Annotated in this window: 15 protein-coding genes; all 15 read left to right on the forward strand. The window is 58.7% G+C overall.

Annotated elements, in window-relative coordinates; translation table 11 throughout:
* The first annotated feature begins 105 nt into the window (after positions 1–105).
* The 15 genes from AC2D8O_RS04775 (at position 106) to frr (ending at position 21,839) form a co-directional block, all read left to right on the forward strand.
* Positions 106–858 (forward strand): hypothetical protein, encoded by a 753-nt coding sequence (locus AC2D8O_RS04775; RefSeq protein ID WP_484677653.1) that lies wholly within the window; start codon positions 106–108, stop codon positions 856–858.
* A 59-nt stretch (positions 859–917) separates the two neighbouring features.
* Positions 918–1,697, forward strand: a complete 780-nt coding sequence (locus AC2D8O_RS04780) for a hypothetical protein (RefSeq protein WP_484677654.1) — start codon at positions 918–920, stop codon at positions 1,695–1,697.
* A gap of 60 nt (positions 1,698–1,757) precedes the next feature.
* Positions 1,758–2,510, forward strand: a complete 753-nt coding sequence (locus tag AC2D8O_RS04785) for a hypothetical protein (RefSeq protein WP_484677655.1) — start codon at positions 1,758–1,760, stop codon at positions 2,508–2,510.
* Positions 2,511–2,609: 99 nt separating this feature from the next.
* Positions 2,610–3,311: a hypothetical protein gene (locus AC2D8O_RS04790; protein WP_484677656.1), complete on the forward strand. Its 702-nt coding sequence runs from the start codon at positions 2,610–2,612 to the stop codon at positions 3,309–3,311.
* A gap of 1 nt (position 3,312) precedes the next feature.
* Positions 3,313–4,071 carry a hypothetical protein gene (locus tag AC2D8O_RS04795; RefSeq protein WP_484677657.1) on the forward strand — a complete coding sequence of 253 codons (759 nt, stop codon included), beginning with the start codon at positions 3,313–3,315 and terminating at the stop codon, positions 4,069–4,071.
* A gap of 101 nt (positions 4,072–4,172) precedes the next feature.
* Positions 4,173–4,634, forward strand: a complete 462-nt coding sequence (locus AC2D8O_RS04800) for a hypothetical protein (protein ID WP_484677658.1) — start codon at positions 4,173–4,175, stop codon at positions 4,632–4,634.
* A 125-nt stretch (positions 4,635–4,759) separates the two neighbouring features.
* Positions 4,760–6,790, forward strand: coding sequence for a hypothetical protein (locus tag AC2D8O_RS04805; protein ID WP_484677659.1), 2,031 nt, complete (start codon positions 4,760–4,762; stop codon positions 6,788–6,790).
* Between the two features lie 177 nt (positions 6,791–6,967).
* Positions 6,968–16,408 (forward strand): hypothetical protein, encoded by a 9,441-nt coding sequence (locus AC2D8O_RS04810; RefSeq protein WP_484677660.1) that lies wholly within the window; start codon positions 6,968–6,970, stop codon positions 16,406–16,408.
* A 132-nt stretch (positions 16,409–16,540) separates the two neighbouring features.
* Positions 16,541–17,515, forward strand: coding sequence for an ADP-ribosylglycohydrolase family protein (locus tag AC2D8O_RS04815; protein ID WP_484677661.1), 975 nt, complete (start codon positions 16,541–16,543; stop codon positions 17,513–17,515).
* A 90-nt stretch (positions 17,516–17,605) separates the two neighbouring features.
* Complete coding sequence (locus AC2D8O_RS04820) at positions 17,606–18,145, forward strand: carboxymuconolactone decarboxylase family protein (RefSeq protein WP_484677662.1); 540 nt, start codon at positions 17,606–17,608, stop codon at positions 18,143–18,145.
* Positions 18,146–18,207: 62 nt separating this feature from the next.
* Positions 18,208–18,633, forward strand: a complete 426-nt coding sequence (locus AC2D8O_RS04825; RefSeq protein ID WP_484677663.1) for a MarR family winged helix-turn-helix transcriptional regulator — start codon at positions 18,208–18,210, stop codon at positions 18,631–18,633.
* Between the two features lie 24 nt (positions 18,634–18,657).
* The gene (locus AC2D8O_RS04830; RefSeq protein ID WP_484677664.1) at positions 18,658–19,473 is read left to right on the forward strand and encodes a DUF4198 domain-containing protein; all 816 of its coding nucleotides are present in this window, start codon (positions 18,658–18,660) and stop codon (positions 19,471–19,473) included.
* 105 nt (positions 19,474–19,578) lie between these two features.
* Entirely contained in the window at positions 19,579–20,415 is an 837-nt protein-coding gene (gene tsf / locus AC2D8O_RS04835; protein ID WP_484677665.1) for a translation elongation factor Ts, read from the forward strand.
* 99 nt (positions 20,416–20,514) lie between these two features.
* Positions 20,515–21,219: a UMP kinase gene (pyrH, locus tag AC2D8O_RS04840; RefSeq protein ID WP_484677666.1), complete on the forward strand. Its 705-nt coding sequence runs from the start codon at positions 20,515–20,517 to the stop codon at positions 21,217–21,219.
* Positions 21,220–21,275: 56 nt separating this feature from the next.
* Positions 21,276–21,839, forward strand: a complete 564-nt coding sequence (frr, locus tag AC2D8O_RS04845; protein ID WP_484677667.1) for a ribosome recycling factor — start codon at positions 21,276–21,278, stop codon at positions 21,837–21,839.
* Positions 21,840–21,899: the final 60 nt, after the last annotated feature.

Below are 21,899 nucleotides of genomic sequence, written 5' to 3' on the forward strand. Positions count from 1 at the left end.
CATGCCTTCTGGCCCGCGTGATTTACCGCAGTTGCGGGCTGGCGCGGCAGCCGGAGAAGGCGCATCTTGCCAGACACGCGCTATTACCCCTTTCCCTGTATCCTTATGACTGAACCGACAAGCTACTACGCGCAATGGCGCAGTTACAGCCTTTGGCTGCTGTACGTCGGAGTGGGAGTGCTGCTCATTGGGTCGGCACTGTGGATGTGGCTGAGTGACCCCGATGTGATGGTAGTGGCTGTGATTTTGGGCGGCACCGCAGCACTGATGGGCGGGGCCATGGCAGGGATGTTTCAGTTCCTGCACCGTAAGTGGCAGCGCAAAACCGCCGATGCACCCGTGCTGCTGGAGTGGACGGTACCGCGCACCCTGCTGCTACAGGAGCAACTGGCCCACACGCGGCGCAACCTGGCCTTCTTCAAACACCCGGTGGTGTGGATGGTGGTGGCGGGCTTTGTGGTGGTGAAACTGGCGATCAAGGAAGGGATGGACATACTGGAGCCTGAAGCCTGGACCCAGGACGAGTGGGTGCTGATAGGCGCACTGGTGCTGTTTGCACTGGGGCTGATATTGGCCATATTGGGCCTGCGGGTGATATACCTGAAGCGCAAACTGGCGCAGGCCGACAGTTCGCCCAAGCGGATACGCCTGTACGACTTCGGGATGGACTACGACGGAAAGCCCTTTATGTGGAACGGGCTGGGTAGTGTGGAATTGAAAAGCGCCGACTACCACCCCGACGGAGTGGCCGAGGGCTATGGCCGGGTGGAGTTGAACTTCGAAAAGGGCGACTTCTCGGTGCCAGTGCCGCACACGCTGGCCGAGGAAGTGCAGGCGTATTTCGCTGACCTGAAGTAGGAGGCAGGCAGCCCCGGCGGTAAATGCGTGTCTTTCCTGCAAAGCTGCCTGTTTGCCATATGAAGATACGTTTGGATGGAGAGGATTTCTACGATGAGTGGATTAGACCGATGCCGCCACCGTTCCGGCGAGGTCTTATCCTGTCTCTTCTTGGGATGGTTGTCGGGAGCATGGGAATGGTGGTGGCATTCCAGCTGAGTGATATCGAAAATCTGACGAGGCCGATGCGCCTGCTGTTGGAGTTGATGCTGATGCTGACAGTGGTGCACCTGCTGCGTGGGCTGTATTTCTTCTTTGCGGGCGACAGCTGGCGGTTTCTGGTTATCCGGAAGAAGCCGGTGCTGACGTGGGAGGTGCCCAGCACGCTGTACCGGGCCACGCTGGAGAGCAGCCGGTGGAAATGGCAGGAGAGGCTGCACGTGCAGGCGTTTATGCTGCTGCTGTTTGTGGTGGCACACGGCTGTTGGGTGCTGGTGAAGACGCCTGGCTGGGAGGAATTCCGTTTCTGGCATGAAGTAAAGCAGGTGTTGCTGCTTTGGGGCTTCAACTGGGCGCTGTGGCACATGGGCAGCGGGATTCTGAAAAGCGGAGTAAACGATGTGCCCCAGGGTAGGGTAATGGTGCACGTAAGCGCATACGAAGCTGGGCTGCTGCTGCCGGGTAAGGTGCTGCTGTGGCAGTTTCTGGGTGGAAGCACCCTGCTGAAGGTGCGCTGGGAGGCCCACAGAGAAGAAGGGTGGCTGCTGCTGCGGATATGGACGCTGCTAGGCGTAACCTATCTGCCGGTGCCGGTGGGAGAAGCCGAGGAAGTGCAGGCATATTTCGCTGAGGTGAAGTAGGAGAGTGGGCAGCGCTGAGGTGCTGCGGATATATGGCGGGGAGTGGGCATATTGCGGCCGATGACGAAAGTTGCCTATCCAAGTCCGTACCAGCGGAGCCGGAACCGGATGCTGCTGGTGGCGGTGGTGTCGCTGGTGCTGTTGGCCTCGTTTCTGCCCGAACTGCTGCGGCCCGATGCCAAAGGAACATTGCCCACAAGCATGCCCATCGTGATGGCGTTGTTTGGCGTGCTGCTGCTGCTGGCTGGCCTGCTGCACCGCGCCCACCGCAAGTGGGAAGCTCGGGTGGCAGCCGCCGCTCCGCTCCTGGAGTGGCAGGTGACGCAACGGATGATGCTGGAAACGCAGCTGCGCCACTATCCGACGCTGCTGGAGCGGTTTCAGCGGCCAGCACTGATGCTGATACTGGGGCTGACGACACTCTTTGGCCTGCGCTTCACAGACAATCTGGAAATGAATGTGTTCTGGTGGCTGGACGCATTGGAGTTTCCGCTACTGCTGATCGGGGTGGTGTCAGTGAGCTGGGTGGTGGGCCGCTGGGTGTTGCGCTGGCGGCTGGGGAAAGCAGGCGATTCTGTGTGGACGCTTCGGTTATACGCATTCGGGTTTTCGTGCCCGTGGTACAGCCTGGAGTGGAACACGCGGCTGCTTTGGCAGCCCGAGGCCGTGCAGTATGAAGCAGGGCCTATACCGGGCTATGGCGACCTGGTACTGCGGTTCAAGGCCACGCGGTTGGCCTTTCCGGTGCCGGCGGAGGTAGCAGCGCAGGTATTGGGCTACTTTGAGCAGCGGGTGGAGGAGCGGAGGGGGTAAGGAAAAGCCCGTCAGACGTGGTCAGCCAGCTTGCGGGTTCTTGGTAATTTTTTACAAGTAAGGGTTGCTGGATATTCGGCCTTTGCATCACCTTTCGAGATGCGTGATTATTACCTGGCGCTGGGATTGGGTCAATTGCTAGCTGCTATTGCCGTAGTTGGATTTCTGACGCCGCCATTTCATCCTCTGACTAATTCGATGGAGGTAGTTCTCATGGTAGTTTTTGGCGGGTTGGGGGTGCTGCACCTGTACCAGGCCTATGACTGGCACCGGTATATGCTTACGACCCGCGTGGTAAGCTGGACTTTGCCAGGCGTAGAGGGCATGAAGATTCTGGACTGGCGGGCCTATCCCTTTCTATGGCTCGATACCCCGCAAACGCAAACAGGCGTAGGGGTACTGGTGCTGTTGATGATGTTGAACCATGAAGCAGCTGAAAGGGCGTTAGAAGGGGGCAATAATGACGGATTTCATGAGCAATGGCTCTACGGCGCAGGGCTGCTGGTCATGTTTGTGTTACTGAATGTAGTGGCGTGGTGGCTGCTGCGCCAGGGCGAGGTGCGGTATACGCTGTACGGCAGAGGCTTCGAGGGGGCAGGCTTGCGGCTGGACTGGGGCCGATGGACACGCGTGAAGCTGAAAACGGCTCTGGTGCGGACGGTGCAGGACGGTGGCGACGCAGCATTTTACCTGTCGGTAGAGGATGGACGGTGGCGCGATTCGAACTTCTGGATACAGATACCGATACCGAAAGACAAGGTGGCCGAGGTGCAGGAACTGATAGCGGAAGAACTGAGGTAGCATGAAGGCAAAAACCTCGAGCGACTTTCTCCTGCGAATACGCAACCGGGCGCTGGCAGTCTGTGGTTTTGTCGCGGCCATTCTCGCAACTGGAGTTTATACGGTCGGAGCGCTGGACCGCCGCACTCCCTGGTTTGCGTGGAGCTTCATGCTGGGTTTTGGAGTGCTGGTGGTAGCGGGGTTTTTGGCGTTGCAAATGCATTTAGGTGCGCGCAGGTGGACACAACTGCTGAAGGCTCATCTGCCGCTGGTGGGGTGGACGGTGCCACTGGAAATGGTAGTGCACGAACGGTTGATTCAGGCAGAAACCAGCGCCAAAGACCAGCGTAATCCGGTACTGTTGGTTGGCATACTCATTATGTTGGCAATTGTATGGGCTGAGCTGGACAGTGAAGCCCCAGCCGAGCGCTGGAGCATTGGTCGACTGGCGGCATTTCTGGGGGTATACCTGGGTGTGGTGGGGCTGATGAACGGCATCAGCTGGGTGCAGGTGTGGTATCTGCGACGGCAGCTGGCAGGCGGCAATGGGGAGCGGCCAGTGCAGGTGGTGGTGTATCCTTTTGGGGCGGAGGTCAATGGCAAGCCACTGGGCTGGGAGCAGCCTGAACTGCTGCGGCGCAAAGACTGGTCTTATGATTCGGGTGGGGCGGCACCGGGCGTGGGGCGGCTGTCGTTCCGGAAAGAGCAGAATACGTATACCCTGCCGCTGCCCCACGCGCTGGAGGCGGAGATGCTGAAGGCGCTGCGGGGGCGGGCATAAGATGTACTGTTAACTGGACGGTTGGCGCGCGCGGAGGGCGAGAAAGGGCATGGTATGGATGTTGCAGGAGGGTGGGCAGACAACTCAAACACCTACCTGACATGAAACGCTACTTCCCTGCCTTGCTCACGCTGGTGGTACTGACGCTGATGCTGCCCAGCCAGCTGTTTTCCCAGGGTCCGCCGCCGTGGGCGCCTGCACACGGCTACCGCAACAAGCAGCAGCCCCGATACTACTACATACCCGAAGCACGGTCGTACTACGACTGCACCAAAGGCGTATTCATTTCGCTGGGGGGCAACGGCTGGAACGTAACGGCCAGTCTGCCGATGCCCTACGTAGGCTTCAGTCTGAACACGGCAACGGTAGTAGCACTGGACTTTACTGGCGATCGGCCCCAGACATTGTACAGCACCCACAGCAGCCGCTACCCCATAACATATGTGGACCCTGCCCAGCCCAACCGCGGGCCCAAGAAGAACAAAGGCGTGCCGCCCGGCCAAGCCAAAAAGCAGGGTGGTGGCCCAGGAAAAGGTGGCCCCAAGGGCAAAGGGAAAGGCTGAACGCCGGCGCCTTGTTAATAATTGAGAATAAGTTTGTTGTAAAGAGTAGTATCCAATGGTTGGGTGCTGCTCTTTTCTATTTTTGAAGTCGAGTATTGGTGAGAAATAGCCATACTGACTGAACCATGAAGAATCTGCCTGGGAGAATTGCGGGCGCATTGGCGCTGGCGCTGCTGTCTTTTGCCAATGCGACAGCACAAGTAGGTATTGGCACAGTGACGCCGAACGCACAGTCGTTGCTACATGTGTCTGGTACAGGCCGCGGAGTACTGATGCCCTACTATTCATCAGCTGACAGCGCCGCCGCGGCGGGCAGCTATGGTGCAACTGAAGTGGGCATGGTGGGTTACAACACCAACCTGGAACGGCTGATGGTGTGGACCACCACTGGCTGGCGTGTGCAGGGTTCGGGTGCCGACCTGGCGTTTTTGCGGAATGGCAACCGCGCAGTGAACTCGCCTCTGGTGCGGGCGGTTGGCATAGGGGCATTGCCCACCAAGGCGCGACTGGAAGTGAACCCCTTGTCGGCGGTGAATGGGATGGCTGCGCTGTTTGGCCCCACAGTATCGGGTATAAGTGTGTTCACGCGGTCGGATGTTTCCGGGATTTTGTTCAATGGGTATCAGGATACGGTTTCGGGAGACTTCCGGTCGTTAGGGCCGGGATTGATGGCATATATGGCGGTCAGTGCCGGTGAGGAGTTCCTGACGTTTGGGACTGGCGATAGCCCAGTTGCGGGTGCAGACTCTGCGGCCAACTGGGACCCCAGCGTATTCATAGGTGCTGACCGGCTTGGGGTGGGCATGCGCCCCTTAAATGCGCCGTTTCAGGTGTTGGCGCCGGCAGCAGAGGGTAATCTGGCGCTGTTTGGGCCAAACAGGGATATCAGCCTCTACCACCGGCCGGGCATTTCCAACGGCATTATGTTTAATGCGTTTTATGACCAGGCGTTTGGTAATACTGTCCCAGCTACAGATGGATTTGCCTATCAGATAGCCTCCAGCCCTTCGAGTGGATTTCTTACGATTGGTGTCGCCAGTGGAACAGCAGGCAGCCCTGCCGGTTTTACCACACTGGCGGTAATGCTACCCGATGGGAATCTTGTGCTAAGCAACGGCCTGTGGATTGCGGGGCCTCTGCAGTTGGCAGGCAATGCGGGTTTTTCGGGACAGGTGCTTCAGTCTACGGGAGCAGGTATTCCTGTATGGGCCAATGACGGGCTGACACTGCCGTATTCAGGTACAAGTGCAATCGGTGCAGGTAATGTGCTGAACATAGAAGCCAGCGGCGCCAACGCTATTGCGGGCCTGTTTACGCAGACCAACTCTGCCAGCGCAACCCCTGCACTTCAGGGAGCCACGCTTTCGACAAACGACGGCATTGGCGTGCTGGGCACGGCCACAGGAGCTACTACCGTGACCGCAGGGGTGAAGGGCATTGCATATTCGCCCATAGGGCATGGCGTGGTAGGGATTTCTGGAAGCAGTGCGCCGTCTTTGCCCGGTGGGGCGATAGGAGTTGTGGGGGTTGGCCTTCAAAACAACGGTTATGGGGGCTACTTTCAGGCGAATGTAACGGGCGGCCGGGGCCTGCGGGCCGTGGGTACGGCCATTGGCATGGACGCAAGCTCGCCTAACGGACAGGCAGTGTATGCCCAGACAAACAACGGCACGGCGGTTTTCGCAACGAATGCCGGTGGCTTTGGCATCGCTGTTTCATCAACTGCGGGCACAGGGGTGACAATCAGCAACACTGGCGGTCCGGCGCTGGTAACGACGAGTGGGCGTGTAGGTATCAACGAGACGGTTCCAAATTCTTCGTTGACAGTGAACGGCTCGCAGTCGGTGAACTTCACCTCGCTGGTGGGTATAGGTCCCCACACGATCAATGACACGCATTATTTTGTTCGTGTGGCGGGTACGGCAGGGCTTACGACGAATGTGACACTACCAAACGCGAGCACCTGCCGCGGGCGTATCTACTATATCCTGTGCGATATCACGACCCTGATACCGGGTACGCAGGTTACCTTCAGCACCGCGTCCGGTGACGGCTTTACAGGTGGCGGCGGCGCCATCACGACAGCATTTACTGTCACCAGCCCTGGCACGCGCGGGTTCATCTCCGATGGCGTGGGTACGTGGTACGTTTTCTAAGTCAAAACACCGAAACAGCATATCTGTAAGGCCCCTGTCAGGGGCCTTTGTCGTTTGGGTTCAATTGTTTGGAGAGAGCGGGAAGTTGTCTAATTTGCAGTTGTAATAATCTGCCCTGCTTGTATCCTTCAGTAAGCGTAAATGCGTACTGGAGGGCAGCACTGAACTACTACTACCATGAAAAAGCTACAACGAGTGGCCCTCGGCGTACTGGCCGTACTGTGTACTATTGGCACAGCCCAGGCCCAGGTTGGCATTGGCACGACGACGCCCGAGCCGAACGCGCTACTGGACCTGCAATCGACGACGCAGGGTCTGCTGTTGCCACGCATGTCGGTGGCGCAGCTGGCGGCCTTTGATGCGGTGCTGGATGCCCTGCCGCCTATACAGCGGCAGAACAACCGTGGTATGGTAGTGTATGTGTACGGGGCTGGCGAAGAAAGGCTGTATTCGTATGACGGTGCTGACTTTCAGGCAGTAGGGGGATCGGCCTTTGCGGGCTGGACCTTCACGGGCAATGCGCTGGCAGGTGGCGAGTTTATAGGCTCGACCAACGGCAATCCTGTTCCGTTTTATACCAACAACGTGGAGCGCATGCGCATAGATGCTGCGGGTCTGGTGGGTATTGGTACGCCAGCCCCCAGCCAGCGGCTGACGTTGGCCGATGGCAATTTCCTGCTGGACAACACGGGCACCGCCGGGCAGATGCGGTTCCGTGAGCCCTCGGCAGCAGGGGCCAACTTCACAGCTTTCCAGGCTCAGGCACAGGCAGCCGATATTACCTATACGCTGCCCGCAGCAGTTACGCCGGGCGGCTTCCTGACGACTGACGCTGCCGGAAACCTGAGCTGGGGCACGATTACTGGCACCGTAGCCAGCGGCACGGCCAACGACAACACGCTGCGCTGGAACGGGACGAACTGGGTGGAGACGGATGCCGTGAAGTCGACTGGGAATGGCCTGGTGATCATCTCGCCGACGGGCAATGCACTTGAGACTGTGGCGAGTAGTACGGTCGCTGGAACTTCTGGTGTACGGGGCAATGCCACGTCAGGAGCTCCTGCTGCGGTAAACTATGGGGTACACGGTAGTGCGAATTCGCCGGCGGCTGGCGCGGCGGGTGTTTATGGTGTAGCAACCAATACTGCGGCTACGGGTGCAGGTGTATTTGGTACGACAGCCAGTACCAACGCTGCGGGCGCAGGTGTGCGGGCCACCAACACAGGCAATGGCCCGGCGCTGGTGGCTCAGGCAGCTTCTGGCCCAGCGGCCCAGTTCGTCAATACGTATGTAGAATTGACCAGCACAGGCCCCGGCCCCTCACAACTGCGTTTCCGCGAAGAGAGCGGTGGCCTTGATTATGTGGCCCTTCGTGCGCCCAATTTGTTGCCTGCTTCTACTACCTACACGCTGCCAGCGGCAGATGGTACGAGCGGTCAGGTACTGACGACCAACGGTGCCGGAGCCATGAGCTGGAGCAGTATTACAGGTACTGTGGCCAGCGGCACGGCAACCGATAATACGCTGCGCTGGAACGGGACAAACTGGGTGGAGGCTGCCAATCTGACAAACGATGGAACGCTGGTAAGTGCCCAAACTACAAGCGGCAACTTTGCCTTTATCGGTGAAAACTCGAATGCGTCGGGCTCCAATATTGCAGGTATTCGGGGCTTGGCCACCGGATTTTCACCGCAGATTGCATATGGTGTGATCGGCCAAACAAACTCCAGCAATACAGGTTCTGCGGGCGTGTATGGTGTAGCGACAGACCAGGGCGCTGGTGTTCAGGGTTTTTACAATGGAACAGGTGGGGGCTTTGGTGTTCAGGGGCAAACAATTTCCACTAATGCCAACAGTGCGGCCATCTATGGTAGTTCGGGTAGTGCGGCAACTGCTGTACTGGCACTGGCCACCGGCACTGGCCCTGCACTCAAGGCGCGTGCAGGCAGTAGCGCTACGGCATCGTTCGAGAACAGCTGGGTAGAACTGGTAAACACGAACAACGCGCCAGTTCCCCTTCGCTTTCAGGAGGCCAGCACCAACGGCGCCAACTTTGTGTCGCTGGCAGCACCGGCAACCCTTGGCGGGAACGTGGCCCTGACCCTGCCGAACTCGGCAGGCACCAACGGCCAGGTACTGACCACCGACGGCACGGGTGCGCTGAGCTGGACCACCCCGAGTGGTGGCGTAACCGCTGGCACGGTCGCCAACAACACGCTGCGCTGGAACGGCACCAGCTGGGTGGAGGCTGCCAACCTGACGAACGATGGCACGACGGTATCGGTGGCAGCGAACAGCGCGCTGGGCCTTGTTGCTAACAACAGCTCAGCTGCGTCTACAGCTGCGGCAGTGCGTGGCAACATGACAACCATAACCACCAATGCTACTTATGGGATTTATGGCACCACCAGCAGTACCAACGTTTCGGCTGCGGGTGTTTACGGCACCAACACCAACTCTGGCTATGGTGTGCTGGGTACCAACGGTAACATTACGAGCGGGTATGGCATAGGTGGCAGCTACACGAACACAGGCTCTGGTAGTGGTGTTTACGGTACCAGCAGCACTGCCGGGGGGGGGGCGGGTGTTATGGGTGTGGCAACAGCCGGTACACTTTCTGCGACCTACGGTGTGTACGGCTCCAGCAACTCGACGAGCGCACTGGGGGCAGGGGTGTATGGCACCGCAAGTAATGGTGCTGCGGGTGTAATTGGCCAGGCAAGCAGCTCGGGCAATGGTGTTTTGGGCGAAGCCATCGGCAGCGGCAGTGCGATTTTTGGCCGCACGCTGGGTACAGGGGCTTCCGGTACTTTTCAGGGGGGCTACGTAGAACTCGTTAATACGAGTGGTACACCTACGCCTCTCCGTTTCCTGGAAAGCATTGCCAATGGCACGAACTACGTGTCGGTGCAGGCTCCGAGTGCACTGGCGGCAAACTACACACTCTCATTGCCCCCGACGGCGGGCACCAACGGCCAGGTACTGACCACCGACGGCACGGGTGTGCTGAACTGGACCACTGTGGGCGGCGGCAGTGTTGCAGCAGGCACAGCAACCAACAACACCCTGCGTTGGAATGGCACGAACTGGGTGGAGACCAGTCTGTTGACAGTGTCGACCAACAACGTGACCATTACCACGCCTAATCTCAATGCGCTGTATGTAGAGACGACAAACACAAGTTCAGGTTCTTCTGCAATCATCGGCGACAACTCGCTGGCTTCGGCCAACCTTACCTATGGTGTTGCAGGCTACAGCAATTCCAGTACGCCGGATGGTGCGGGTGTCTTCGGTCAGTCGAGCAGCGGCGCATCCGGTGTGATGGGTGCGAGCCTGACGACAGCTCCGGCTATACGTGGCCGCGCGGGTTCCGGCGCTGCGGGTTCTTTCGAGAACAACTATGTGGAGCTGGTGAACACGAATAATACCCCCGCAGAAGTCCGCTTCCAGGAAGGCAGCAGCAACGGTATCAACTATGTTTCGCTGGCCTCGCCGACGGCACTTGGCAGCGACGTGGCTCTGACTCTACCCAATTCGGTAGGCACCAACGGCCAGGTGCTGACGTCTGATGGCACTGGTAACATGAGCTGGACGACGGTGGGCGGCGGCAGTGTTGCTGCGGGTACAACCACCAACAACACCCTGCGCTGGAATGGCACCAGCTGGGTGGAAGCCAGCAACCTGACCAACGATGGCACCACAGTTACAGCCACCAACTCGACGGGCTTCAACGTGGTGGATGTGTCTACGACGAACCTGTCGCTGAACGGTGTTTCGGCAATTCTGGGCCGTGCCAGTGGGGGTTCCAGTTTCACCACTTATGGTGTAACGGGTACTACAACGAGCACTGCAACGAATGGTGCAGGTGTGTTCGGCAGCACTTCGGCCAATGGCTATGGCGTATATGGCCGCAGTTCGGCTGCGGCGGTGAACACGACAGGTGTTTATGGCGAAGCCGCATCGGTGACCGCCAACGCGACATATGGTGTGCGGGGTTTCACGCAAAGTACCAACCTGGTTTCTGCGGGTGTTCAGGGCTCGACGGCAGGTGCTGGCTCCGGTGTACGGGGTGAGAACAACGGGGGTACTGGCGCAGGTGTCTACGGCTACTACAGTGGTGCGACCGCTTCTGCGGGTGTACAAGGCCAGAACGTTTCGACGGTAGCGAGCTCGGCCGGTGTGCTGGGTTCCGCGCCTATCTCCACCACCAACGTAACGTACGGTGTCTATGGCACCACGAATTCGCAGGATTTCTTTGGTGGCGGTGTATATGGCATTTCCACTAATGGCGCCTCGGGTGTTGTAGGCGAAACCTCGGGTGGTGGTACGGGTGTCATTGGTCGCAGTAACGCGCTGTCCAGTGGCTCGGCGGGGCAGTTCCTGGTAGAGAATACATCGAACCCTTCCATCGGTGTGCTGATAGACCAGCAGGGTACCGGCCCTGCGCTGAGCGTTTACAACAACACGGTAGAGCTGCGGAACAACGATAACGCCGCACTGGAAATGCAGTTCTACGAAGCCTCGAGCAGTGGTGCCAACTACATTGGCTTCAAGGCACCGAATGCACTGGCAGGCAACTGGGTGTATACGTTGCCTCCGGCCATTCTGGCGGGGGGCTACCTGACGACCGATGCGGGTGGCAACCTGACGTGGGCTGCGGTAGGCGGTGGTCTGGCTGCGGGTACGGGTGCGGGCAACACGCTGCGCTGGAATGGTTCGGCCTGGGTGGAAGCCAGCAACCTGACGAACAATGGCAACCTGGTGACCATCAACAGCAGCGTAAGCGATGCCCTGCAGGTAACGTCAAGCGTTGCGGGTGGCACTGCCATATCCGGCAGTGCGAGTGATAACACTGGGGCCATCTCTTATGGCGTGCAGGGTTCGACGAGCAGCACGAGCGCTAACTCGGTGGGTGTATATGGTATTGCGTCTGCTGGCTATGGTGTGCGCGGCCAATCGAGCGGTGGAACTGCGGGGATTGGTGTACGTGGCGAGGCCACTGCCATTACCAGCTTTGCCACCGTGGGTGTTCAGGGTATTACCCAGAGCTCGGGTGTAGAGGGTGCTGGTGTCGAAGGCCGGGCTGCGAATGGCGCTGCGGGTGTGCGCGGTTTCTCGTCAAGCACGGGCCCTGCAATCTCCGGTAGGGCTATCAGTACAGGTGCCGCGGGCTCATTTGAAGGCAATTTTGTAGAGCTGCTGACAAGCACCGCCAATGCACCGGAGTTGCGGCTGCGCGAAGCGAACAGTGGCCCTGATTATGTGGCATTCCGTTCTCCTGCCACGCTGACGGGTTCCACTACCTATGTGCTTCCAGCGGCAGACGGCACCAACGGCCAACTGCTGACGACCGACGGTTCGGGCAACCTGAGCTGGTTAACACCGAGCGGCAGCAGTGTTTCGCTGGGTACGCTGGCCAACAGTACGCTTCGCTGGAATGGTACCAGCTGGGCAGAATCGTTTAACCTGACGAACGATGGCACGAACGTATCGGTGTCGGCCAGCTCGAATACATACTCGCTGGACGTAACGAATACAAACACGACGACTGGCAACATCGCCGCTGTGCGTGGCCAGGCAACTGGTGCCTCCATCTTCGTTAATTACGGCGTAGTAGGCAACGCCCTCGGTGGCGCAGGTTCTGCGGGTGTATGGGGCAGTTACACAGGCTCGGGCTCGGGCTATGGCGTACGGGGTACCACCAGCTCGACGGTAGGTGCCAGTGCAGGTGTGTATGGTTCGACAACTACTGCTGCGGCGGGTGTGCTGGCGGATAACACAGGTGGAACCGCTGGCCCGGCACTGTATGTGAGAGGCAACAGTACCAGTGCGGGTGGCCATGCGGTACGGGTGCTTGGTCTGTCGGGTATGACGGCGGATATCGCCACGATTGACAACCAGTCTGGGACGCCGACAGCAGCTACGCTGGCTACCTTCAATGGTTTTGTAAGCATCAGGAACAACAACGACGCTGCGGCCAGCCTGCGGCTGTATGAGAACAGCGGCAACGGCCTGAACTACGTAGGCTTCCGGGCCCCTGCACTGCTGGGTGCCGACTACCTGTATACGCTGCCAGCGAACTTTGGTACGAACGGCCAGGTGCTGACGACCGATGGCGCCGGCAACCTGACGTGGGGCGCTGCCGGCACGAGCCTGGCGGCAGGCACGGTAGCAGGCAACACCCTGCGCTGGGACGGTTCGGCATGGGTTGAGGCTACCAACCTGTCGAACACGGGAACGGTGGTAACGATTGGTTCGGCGGCGGCTTCCAATACACTGGAAGTAACCAACACGGGTGCCGCTGCCAATACCGCGGCTGTATACGGCAATAACTCGGCAGGTACCTCCAACGTTACCTACGGTGTACGGGGTGCTACCGGTAGTACGGATCCGAGCGCGGCAGGTGTTTTTGGTTCCAGCAGCTCAAATGCAAGCGGTGTACGGGGTGTCAACAACTCGACTCTCGCCAACAGCTACGCTGTGAGCGGTGTGCATACGGGTTCGGGCATCAACCCGATGGCGGGTGTGTATGGCCAGTCGAACGGAACGTCGGCGGCGGCAGCAGGCGTGTATGGCTTTGCGGGTAACGGCGCGACTGCGATACTGGGCGAGTCGAACAGCAGCGGGCCGGGTATTCAGGCGCTGAACACGGCCAACAATGGCATTGCAGCACGTGTGCGCAATACCAATGGGGGCAGCAACCAGCCAGCGCTTCAGGTAGAGAAAGTCGGTACAGGCCCAGCAGTGGTGGTGAACAACAACGGCATTTCGTTGCAGAACGACAACAATACGGCGCCAGTGCTGGAGTTTACGGAAGCAAATGGCAACGGTACGAATACGATAGGTTTCCGGGCTCCCGCAGCCGTGGCCAGCAACACGCTGTATACACTTCCTGCCAGCTATCCGGGCACCTCGGGAGTGCTGCAATCGGATGCATCGGGCAACCTGACCTGGGCTGCGGCAGGTGCCAGCGGCTGGAGCTTCAGTGGCAACGCACTGACAGGCACAGAAGTGCTGGGCTCTACGAATACGGTTCCGGTGCGGTTTGTTGTAGAGAACGAAACGGTGATGCAGTATTTGAGCCCAGGCTCTGGTCAGACGCCAATCATCGTGGGTGGCAGCAGCTTAAACTCGGTGAACATAGCTGCGGCGGGCAGTATCATTGGTGGTGGTGGTGCCTCGGGCTCGCCGAACCAAATCACTGACCAGTTTGGCGTAGTAGCCGGTGGCGCTGGCAACTCTGCGGGCGACAATGCAGGTACGACACTGGACGCCAGCTACGCCACAGTAGGCGGGGGCTTCAATAACGTAGCGGGCTCACAGTTCGCAACGGTAGCAGGGGGTTCGGATAACCGTGCAGTGGTTCAGAGTGCCTTTGTGGGTGGCGGGGGCAGCAACACGGCTGGGGCCGACTTTGGTGCCATTGTCGGTGGTAACAGCAACTCGGTGAGTGGCCAGTCGGGCTTCGTGGGTGCGGGTGGCGGCAACAACGCTGGCGGCGCACAGTCGGTAGTTGTTGGCGGTAGTGGTAACGCTACTGTGGGTGACAACTCCTTCTTGGGTGGTGGCGAAAGCAACACGGTAGGCTCCTCGCATGTGGTGCTGGCGGGTGGTGCGTCCAACTCGGTCAGCGAGAACGCCACAGCAGCCGTGCTGGGTGGCGGCGGTGGCAACCGTATCCGTGTATCGTCAGGCGGCACACTGGATTACAGTGTTCTTGTGGGCGGGGTGAACAATACCATTGCTACAGACTTTCCTGCGGCCAATCTGGCTGGTTCCTTTATCGGCGCGGGCAGCTTGAACCAGGTTTTTTCCAGCTCTATGCCCGCCCCTTATGGCGCAGTGGTTGGCGGTGAGCAGAACGTACTGATCAGCTCGCCCTACAGCTTTATCGGCGGCGGTGCACAGAACTCCATTGACAATGGTGCTGAGGATGTAGGCAATACACACAATGCCATTATCGGCGGTTTCAAGAACACGATCCTCAATGGTACGCTGTCGAGTATTCTGGGCGGTGAGAACCTGACGCTGGGCAAGCTGTCGGTGGGCTACAATGTGGGTGCTCCAGTAGATGTGACCTCGCTGCCGCAGACGGCCTACTTCGGTAACGTGGACGTGGTAGTGGGCAACACGGACGGCTCGCGCCAGAGCCTGCGCCTGCTGGCCGACAACAGCTTGAGCAACGTGGGTACGGTACCCAATGTGGCGATACAGGCCCCATCGATACTGGCGAGCAGCTACACGCTGACCCTGCCGACGACTGCCGGTACGAACGGTCAGGTGCTGACGACGAACGGCACGGGTGTGCTTAGCTGGACGACCCCCTCGGGTGGTGCTGGCTGGGCGCTGACCGGCGGCACGGCCCTGACGAACTCGGGTGTAGGTGCCGGCCAGCAGTATCTGGGCACACCCGTGGGCAATTTGCAGCCTGTGATTTTTGCTACGCAGGGCGTAGAGCGGATGCGCATTGCCAATACTGGTTCGGTGTTGATTGGTGGTGCAACGGGCCTGAACGCGCTTGAGGTTGCGGGCAACGCACGATTGACCGGCAACATATTGTTCAATAACCTTAACAACCACTCGATTTCCATCGAGAACAGCACTGCGGCCCAGGGGCGTGACCTGCTGTTGTTTGCAGGCAGCACTTCTGCACTCAACCAGAACGGTGGCAACCTGACGATGGGTGCCGGTTCGGGTTTGGGCACTGGCGCTGGCGGTGACGTGAACGTGGCGGGTGGCGACAGCGATGACGGCCCTGCGGGTGATGTGTTTATAGGTGGTGGCCTGAACAACAACAGCGGCCTGCCAGGCAATGTGATCATTCAGGGTGGCGCGGCCACAGACGGTCCCGTTGGAGGTAATATCACCCTGACGGCGGGCACAGCAAATGGTGCTGGCGGTGCAAAGGGTGGGCTTCTGTCGCTGGTTGGTGGTGAGTCTACCAATGGCGACGGTGGCGATGTGGTGCTGGTGGGTGGCTACACGGACAATGGCGGTATCGCTGGCTCGATCAGTATTCGGGGTGGCGATGCAGGCAACAACTCGGGTGGCAACGTAAACATTTACGGTGGTTCGGGTCTGGGCATCGGCAATGTAAATCTGGCCTGGAACGACGTAAGCAATTCGCCACAGGGTTCTGTAGGCATCGGTACCAACTCGCCGGGTAGCGAGCTTTCCGTAGCAGGCAACATGACGGTAGGTGCTGGCTTTGCTTCGGCCAGCGCCCCGTCCAATGGCTTGGCTGTGCAGGGCCGGGTAGGTATTGGTGTTTCCGCTCCCAATCAGACCCTGACGGTAGCCGGCTCGTTCGGGGGTAGTGCCACAGTGCATACCGCAGGCGGTAATTACAACGTACTGGCCAACGATCTTTTCGTTGTTAAAAACAGTGCGGGCAACATTGTGCTGCCGAACCCCTCAGCCACCGAAGTGGGACGTATGCTGATGCTGAAGAACCAGACTGGTGCCGGCATGACGGTTACCACCGTAGGCGGAGGCACTGTGATCTATGATGGCGCAGCTACTGCTGGCACCACCGCAACCCTGGCAGCGTTCACCGGCACAACGGTGGTCTGCGTGTCCTTTGGTGGCACACCTTTCTGGGTGGTCATGGGCCGCTAAGAGCACTTGACTGTCTGATGATTATAAATGAAGCCTTCCGATAGGAAGGCTTCACTGTTTTTAAGGGTTGGGATATTGGCATGGGAGGCTGGGCTGTGTAACTTTCCAAAGGAACTGACAACTAACCACCTGATGAAACCCCACCAAATAGCCGGCGGACTGCTGGGCGTTGCCATTGGCGATGCTCTGGGTATCCCCCATGAATTTGACCAGCGTGACGTGCTGGACCGAACCCCCGTGACAGGGATGGACGGCCATTTGGCGCACAACCAGCCGGCAGGCACCTGGAGCGACGACACGTCGCTGACGTGCTGCCTGGTGGAGAGTCTGCTGGTTCAGCCCGCCGTTGGAGTACTTGACCGTGCTGACCTTGCCGAGCGGTTTCAACAGTGGTATGAAAGCGGCTATTGGACTGCACGTGGCGATGTATTTGACATAGGGGTATCGACGCGTGCGGCCATTCTGACGATGGCTGGGGGCGTAGACGACGAGTTGGACCTGCCGTTGGACAAACTGCCCCAGGGCAACGACAGCCTGATGCGTGTGCTCCCTGTTGCCATGGCGTGGTTTAGGGCGTCGCGGGCCGAGCTTTGGGACGCCTGCGTTGCGGTCTCGGGGCTTACACACAAACATCCTGTCTGTCATCTGGCAGCCTTCATTTATGTAGAGACTGCCCGCAACCTGCTGCATGGACTGGCCCCCAGAGAAGCCTACAAGGCGATGGTGCCAGCTGTGAATGGTTTTCTGGACAGTACGGCAGTGGCCAATGCCGAGGTGCGGGCCCTTTTCGACCGCGTGCTGAAGCAGGATTTGGGGCTGTTGGACCGCCGTCAGGTACTTTCAGATGGGCATGTAGTGCACTCGCTGGAGGCTGCGCTGTGGGCCTTGCTGTCTGGCTCCGGTTTTACTGACACCGTGTTGCGGGCGGTTAACCTTGGAGACGATGCCGACACAGTGGGTTCGCTGGCGGGTGGGCTGGCCGGTGTTGCCTATGGCGTCGAGGCCATCCCGCCAGAATGGCTGACAGTGCTTGCTCGGGTAGATGACCTTCGTGCGCTGGCTGGTAAGTTTCAGCAAATGCTGGCAGGAGTCATTCCAAGTCATTGAATAATAGCTGTTAAGTGCAAATTGTCTTCTGGCGGACAAGTTGATGTTATAAACAACGATGTTATTTGCATCAAACTTGTCGCATCTTATATGAAAGCATTTGACGTACCTACGGCCGAAACGGTGCCTGCCAGTGCAGGGCTGTTTGCGGCGATTCAGAAGCAATTGGGCGGTATGTTGCCCAACCTGTTCGCTACCATAGGTTACTCGCCTGTTGCGCTGGAAGGCCTGCTGGCATTTCAGGGCACGCTGGCCAAAGGCAGTTTCAAGCTGAAAGAGCGTGAGGCCATTTACCTGGTGGTGAGCGAAGTAAACCAATGTGCCTATTGCCTGGCCGCGCACACGGCCATTCTCGGGATGAACCAGGTGAGCGAGGAAGAAACACTGGCAATTCGGGCTGAAGCACCCAGTGATGTACGGCTGAGAAGCATTGTACAACTGGCGGCAGCTGTGGCTCGTGACCGGGGCCGGGTGGCACCCACGCTGGTGGAAGCATTTTTCGCTCAGGGATTTGATGAGAAAGCGCTGGTGGAACTGATTGCGCTGGTGGGAGAGAAGTCGCTGGTAAACTATGTACACAACCTGACGCAGGTGCCGGTGGATTTCCCAGAGGCCAAGCCGCTGCACTAAGCTGTAGACACAGAAGCTGACCAGCCTTCCGCAGTGGAGGCTGGTTTCTTTATGTTTGTGCGATGCAGGGGCGTTTCCAAAATGAGTATCACCGGCTGCGGGCGGTGTTGCTGCGGGTAAGCAGCGAGCTGGCCATTGGCATAGACCGCGTATTGGCGCCCTACGACCTGACTCAGCCTCAGCTCAATATCCTTCGTATCATCCGGGGTGCAGGCGTAGCCCTGACGGTGAGCCAGATCCGGGAGCGGATTGTAGACCGACGTGCAGACGTGTCGCGGCTGGTGGACCGACTGGTGGGGCATGGGCTACTGGAGAAGTGTGTGAACCAGGCGGATCGGCGGCTGGTGGACATCACGCTGAGTGCGGAGGGGCAGGAGTTGCTGCGGCAGATAGATGAGCGTATGGGCGAGATAGACGCCTTGCTGCATGTGTATTCGGAAGCGGAAGCCGGCGCCTTGGCCGAGGAGTTGGCGCGGTTGTTGAAATGAGATAAGCACACCTTTATACGACCAATGATACAGACTTCGAAATTGATGCAGCTTGTGGCCCTGATCGGGGCTTTTCTTGTGTTCAGTGGCCATGAGTTCTGGGTACGGCCCGAGCGCTACCGGGTAGAGCCAGGCCAGCAGATGGCCTTGCAACTGTTTGTAGGCGAAGGATTTGAAGGCGAAGAGCGGCCCTTCAAGCGGCCGCGGGTAGAGCGATTTGAGCAGGTGCAGCCGTCAGGCGCCAAAGTGGACATCGCCAAGCGGGCATTTGCTGACTCGCTGATGCCTGCCGCGGCGGTGCGTATTGCAGAGCCAGGTACGCATGTGTTTGTGTATCACAGCAAGCCGACGTTCATTTCGCTGAAGGCGGCTGACTTCACGGCCTATTTGGAAGAGGACGGACTGGACAACATTCTGGCGCTGCGCCACCAGCAGAAGCGGACGGGCCAGGATGCACGCGAGCTGTATGTGCGCTGCGCCAAAACCCTGGTGCAGGCGGGCGCCAATGCCACGGCAAGTGCCACCCAGCGTGTAGGGCTGCCACTGGAACTGACGCCAGTACAGAACCCTTACAGCCAGAAAGCCGGTGGTTACTTTACCTTTGAGCTGACACTGCGAGGCAAGCCGCTGGAGTTTGCGCGCGTGGTGGCATGGCACCGTGGCGCGAATGGGCTGACCCGTTTGGAGAGCCGGAGCGACGCCCGCGGACGGGTAACCTTTCAGCTGGGGGCGCCGGGCGAATGGATGGTGTCGGCAGTATACATGGAGCCAAGTGCCAAGCCCGAGGAAGCTGATTACCAGAGCTGGTGGGCCAACCTGACGTTTGAGGTGGGACAATAGCGCGGTGGAAAAAGGCGTTTACACAACACAAATTTCTCTTACCTTTGCGGCGGCTTTGGGGCGGGTGTGCCCCAGAGTTCCTTCCCACACGACATACTCCTGATTATGAGCATCTCTGCCTCCGACGTCAACAAGCTGCGCCAGATGACCGGCGCCGGCATGATGGACTGCAAGAAAGCCCTGGCCGAAGCCAACGGCGACTTTGACAAGGCCGTAGAATACCTGCGGAAGAAGGGCCAGAAAATCAGCGACGCCCGGAAAGACCGCGATGCAAAAGAAGGCGGCGTATTCGCCCAGCTGCTGGACGGCGGCAAGAAAGCCGTTATGCTGGAGCTGAACTGCGAAACCGACTTCGTAGCCCGTAACGAAGACTTCCAGAAAATGGGTGCCGATATTCTGGCCGAAGCTGCCAAGAACCAACCCAAGAACCTGGATGAGCTGTACCAGATGACCGTTAACGGTGCCAAGGTAGAGAACATGATGGTAGACGCCATGGCACGTATCGGTGAGAAGATTGCCGTAGGCAAGTACGAACTGCTGGAAGGCGAGCGCATCATCAGCTACATCCATCCCGGTGCCCGCATCGGTGTTCTGGTAGCCTTCAACGGTGTGGCCGGTGTAGACAACATCGAAGCAGTAGGCCGCGATATCGCTATGCAGGTGGCCTCGATGAAGCCGCTGGCACTTGACAAGGACGGCGTAGACGCTTCTGTTGTAGAGCGCGAAATTGAAATCGGCAAAGAGCAGGCACGCCAGGAAGGCAAGCCTGAAGCCATGCTGGAGAAGATTGCCATGGGCAAGCTGACCAAGTTCTACAAGGAGAACACCCTTCTGAACCAGGAGTTCGTGAAGGACCCCTCTAAGACCATCACAGACGTTCTGAAAGCCGCTGGTGCCAACCTGAAGGTTACGGCCTTCAAGCGTATGGGTCTTGGCGACTAACGTTTTGATTTTCATAGGAGAGAGGCTTAAGGCCTCTCTTTTTTTGTCCGTACCTTTCGTAAACCGCATCCCTCACCCCGAATCCCTACCCCTGACCCGATGAAATACAAGCGCATCCTTCTGAAACTGAGTGGCGAGGCCCTGATGGGCGACTCGCAGTACGGCATCTCTACCAGCACGCTGGACACCTACGCGGCCGAGATAGCCGAAGTAGCGCGGATGGGTGTGCAGGTAGCCGTGGTGATAGGCGGAGGCAACATCTTCCGGGGAATGCAAGGCGTGGCTAGTGGGATGGATCGTTCGCAGGGCGATGCCATGGGCATGCTGGCAACGGTAATCAACGGGCTGGCACTGCAGGATGCGCTGGAGCGGCAGAAGTGCGACACCCGCCTGATGAGCGCCCTGAAGGTAGAGCAGGTATGCGAGACGTTCATCCGCCGGCGTGCGGTGCGTCACCTGGAAAAGGGGCGGGTAATTATTCTGGCTGCGGGCACCGGCAACCCGTATTTCACTACTGACACTGCCGCCAGTCTGCGCGCTGCCGAGATTGAGGCTGACGTAGTGATGAAAGCTACCCGTGTGGATGGCGTGTACACTGCCGACCCAGAGAAGGATGCCAACGCCGTGAAGTTTGAAACGGTCTCGTTTGCCGAGGTACTGAAGAACCGCCTGAACGTGATGGACATGACGGCATTTACACTGTGCCAGGAAAACCAGCTGCCGATTATCGTGTTCAACATGAACAACGCCGGCAGTCTGAAGCGCGTGGTACTGGGCGAGGCTGTGGGTACACTGGTATCGTAAGCGCAGGTACGTACTGATTTTCTATTTTTGTCCCCATTCCTTAACCGAAGCATATTATGTCTGACCGTATCAAGGCCGTACTGGCAAAAGCCAAGGAAGGCATGCAGAAGGCCATTGACCACCTGGACAACGAACTGATGAAGATCCGTGCGGGCAAAGCCAGCCCTGCCATGCTGGACAGCATCCGGGTGGATTACTACGGGGCTCCGACTCCGGTCAATCAGGTAGCGGTGATCAATCTGGCCGATGCGCGCACGCTGACGATTCAGCCATACGAGCGTAACCTGATTGCGCCGATCGAGCGGGCCATTGTGGAAAGCACGCTGGGCATAACGCCGCAGAACGATGGTATCCTGATTCGCCTGACGATGCCCTCGCTCACGGAAGACCGCCGCAAGAACCTGGTGAAGCAGACGAAGGACGTGGGCGAAGCCGCCAAGGTGACGGTACGTGCCGTGCGTCGCGACCAGAACGATGCGCTGAAGAAACTGGTGAAGGATGGCGAACCAGAGGATAGCGTAAAAGCCGCTGAGGCCGAGGTGCAGAAGATGACCGACAGCCATGTGACGAAGATTGAGCAGATGCTGGAAGCGAAGGAGAAGGAAATCATGACGGTGTAATCCGGCACGATTCCTGCATGGGCAGGGTTAACAAACAACAATCAACACATTTCGGTAGCC

This window comes from Pontibacter sp. T17, assembly GCF_057219875.1.

Coding starts and splice junctions, on each gene's coding strand:
- AC2D8O_RS04785 (WP_484677655.1), top strand. CDS start 1,758: ATGACGAAAGTTGCCTATCCAAGTCCGTACCAGCGGAGCCGGAACCGG.
- AC2D8O_RS04790 (WP_484677656.1), top strand. CDS start 2,610: ATGCGTGATTATTACCTGGCGCTGGGATTGGGTCAATTGCTAGCTGCT.
- pyrH (WP_484677666.1), top strand. CDS start 20,515: ATGAAATACAAGCGCATCCTTCTGAAACTGAGTGGCGAGGCCCTGATG.
- frr (WP_484677667.1), top strand. CDS start 21,276: ATGTCTGACCGTATCAAGGCCGTACTGGCAAAAGCCAAGGAAGGCATG.
- AC2D8O_RS04825 (WP_484677663.1), top strand. CDS start 18,208: ATGCAGGGGCGTTTCCAAAATGAGTATCACCGGCTGCGGGCGGTGTTG.
- tsf (WP_484677665.1), top strand. CDS start 19,579: ATGAGCATCTCTGCCTCCGACGTCAACAAGCTGCGCCAGATGACCGGC.
- AC2D8O_RS04830 (WP_484677664.1), top strand. CDS start 18,658: ATGATACAGACTTCGAAATTGATGCAGCTTGTGGCCCTGATCGGGGCT.
- AC2D8O_RS04810 (WP_484677660.1), top strand. CDS start 6,968: ATGAAAAAGCTACAACGAGTGGCCCTCGGCGTACTGGCCGTACTGTGT.
- AC2D8O_RS04800 (WP_484677658.1), top strand. CDS start 4,173: ATGAAACGCTACTTCCCTGCCTTGCTCACGCTGGTGGTACTGACGCTG.
- AC2D8O_RS04780 (WP_484677654.1), top strand. CDS start 918: ATGAAGATACGTTTGGATGGAGAGGATTTCTACGATGAGTGGATTAGA.
- AC2D8O_RS04815 (WP_484677661.1), top strand. CDS start 16,541: ATGAAACCCCACCAAATAGCCGGCGGACTGCTGGGCGTTGCCATTGGC.
- AC2D8O_RS04775 (WP_484677653.1), top strand. CDS start 106: ATGACTGAACCGACAAGCTACTACGCGCAATGGCGCAGTTACAGCCTT.
- AC2D8O_RS04795 (WP_484677657.1), top strand. CDS start 3,313: ATGAAGGCAAAAACCTCGAGCGACTTTCTCCTGCGAATACGCAACCGG.
- AC2D8O_RS04820 (WP_484677662.1), top strand. CDS start 17,606: ATGAAAGCATTTGACGTACCTACGGCCGAAACGGTGCCTGCCAGTGCA.
- AC2D8O_RS04805 (WP_484677659.1), top strand. CDS start 4,760: ATGAAGAATCTGCCTGGGAGAATTGCGGGCGCATTGGCGCTGGCGCTG.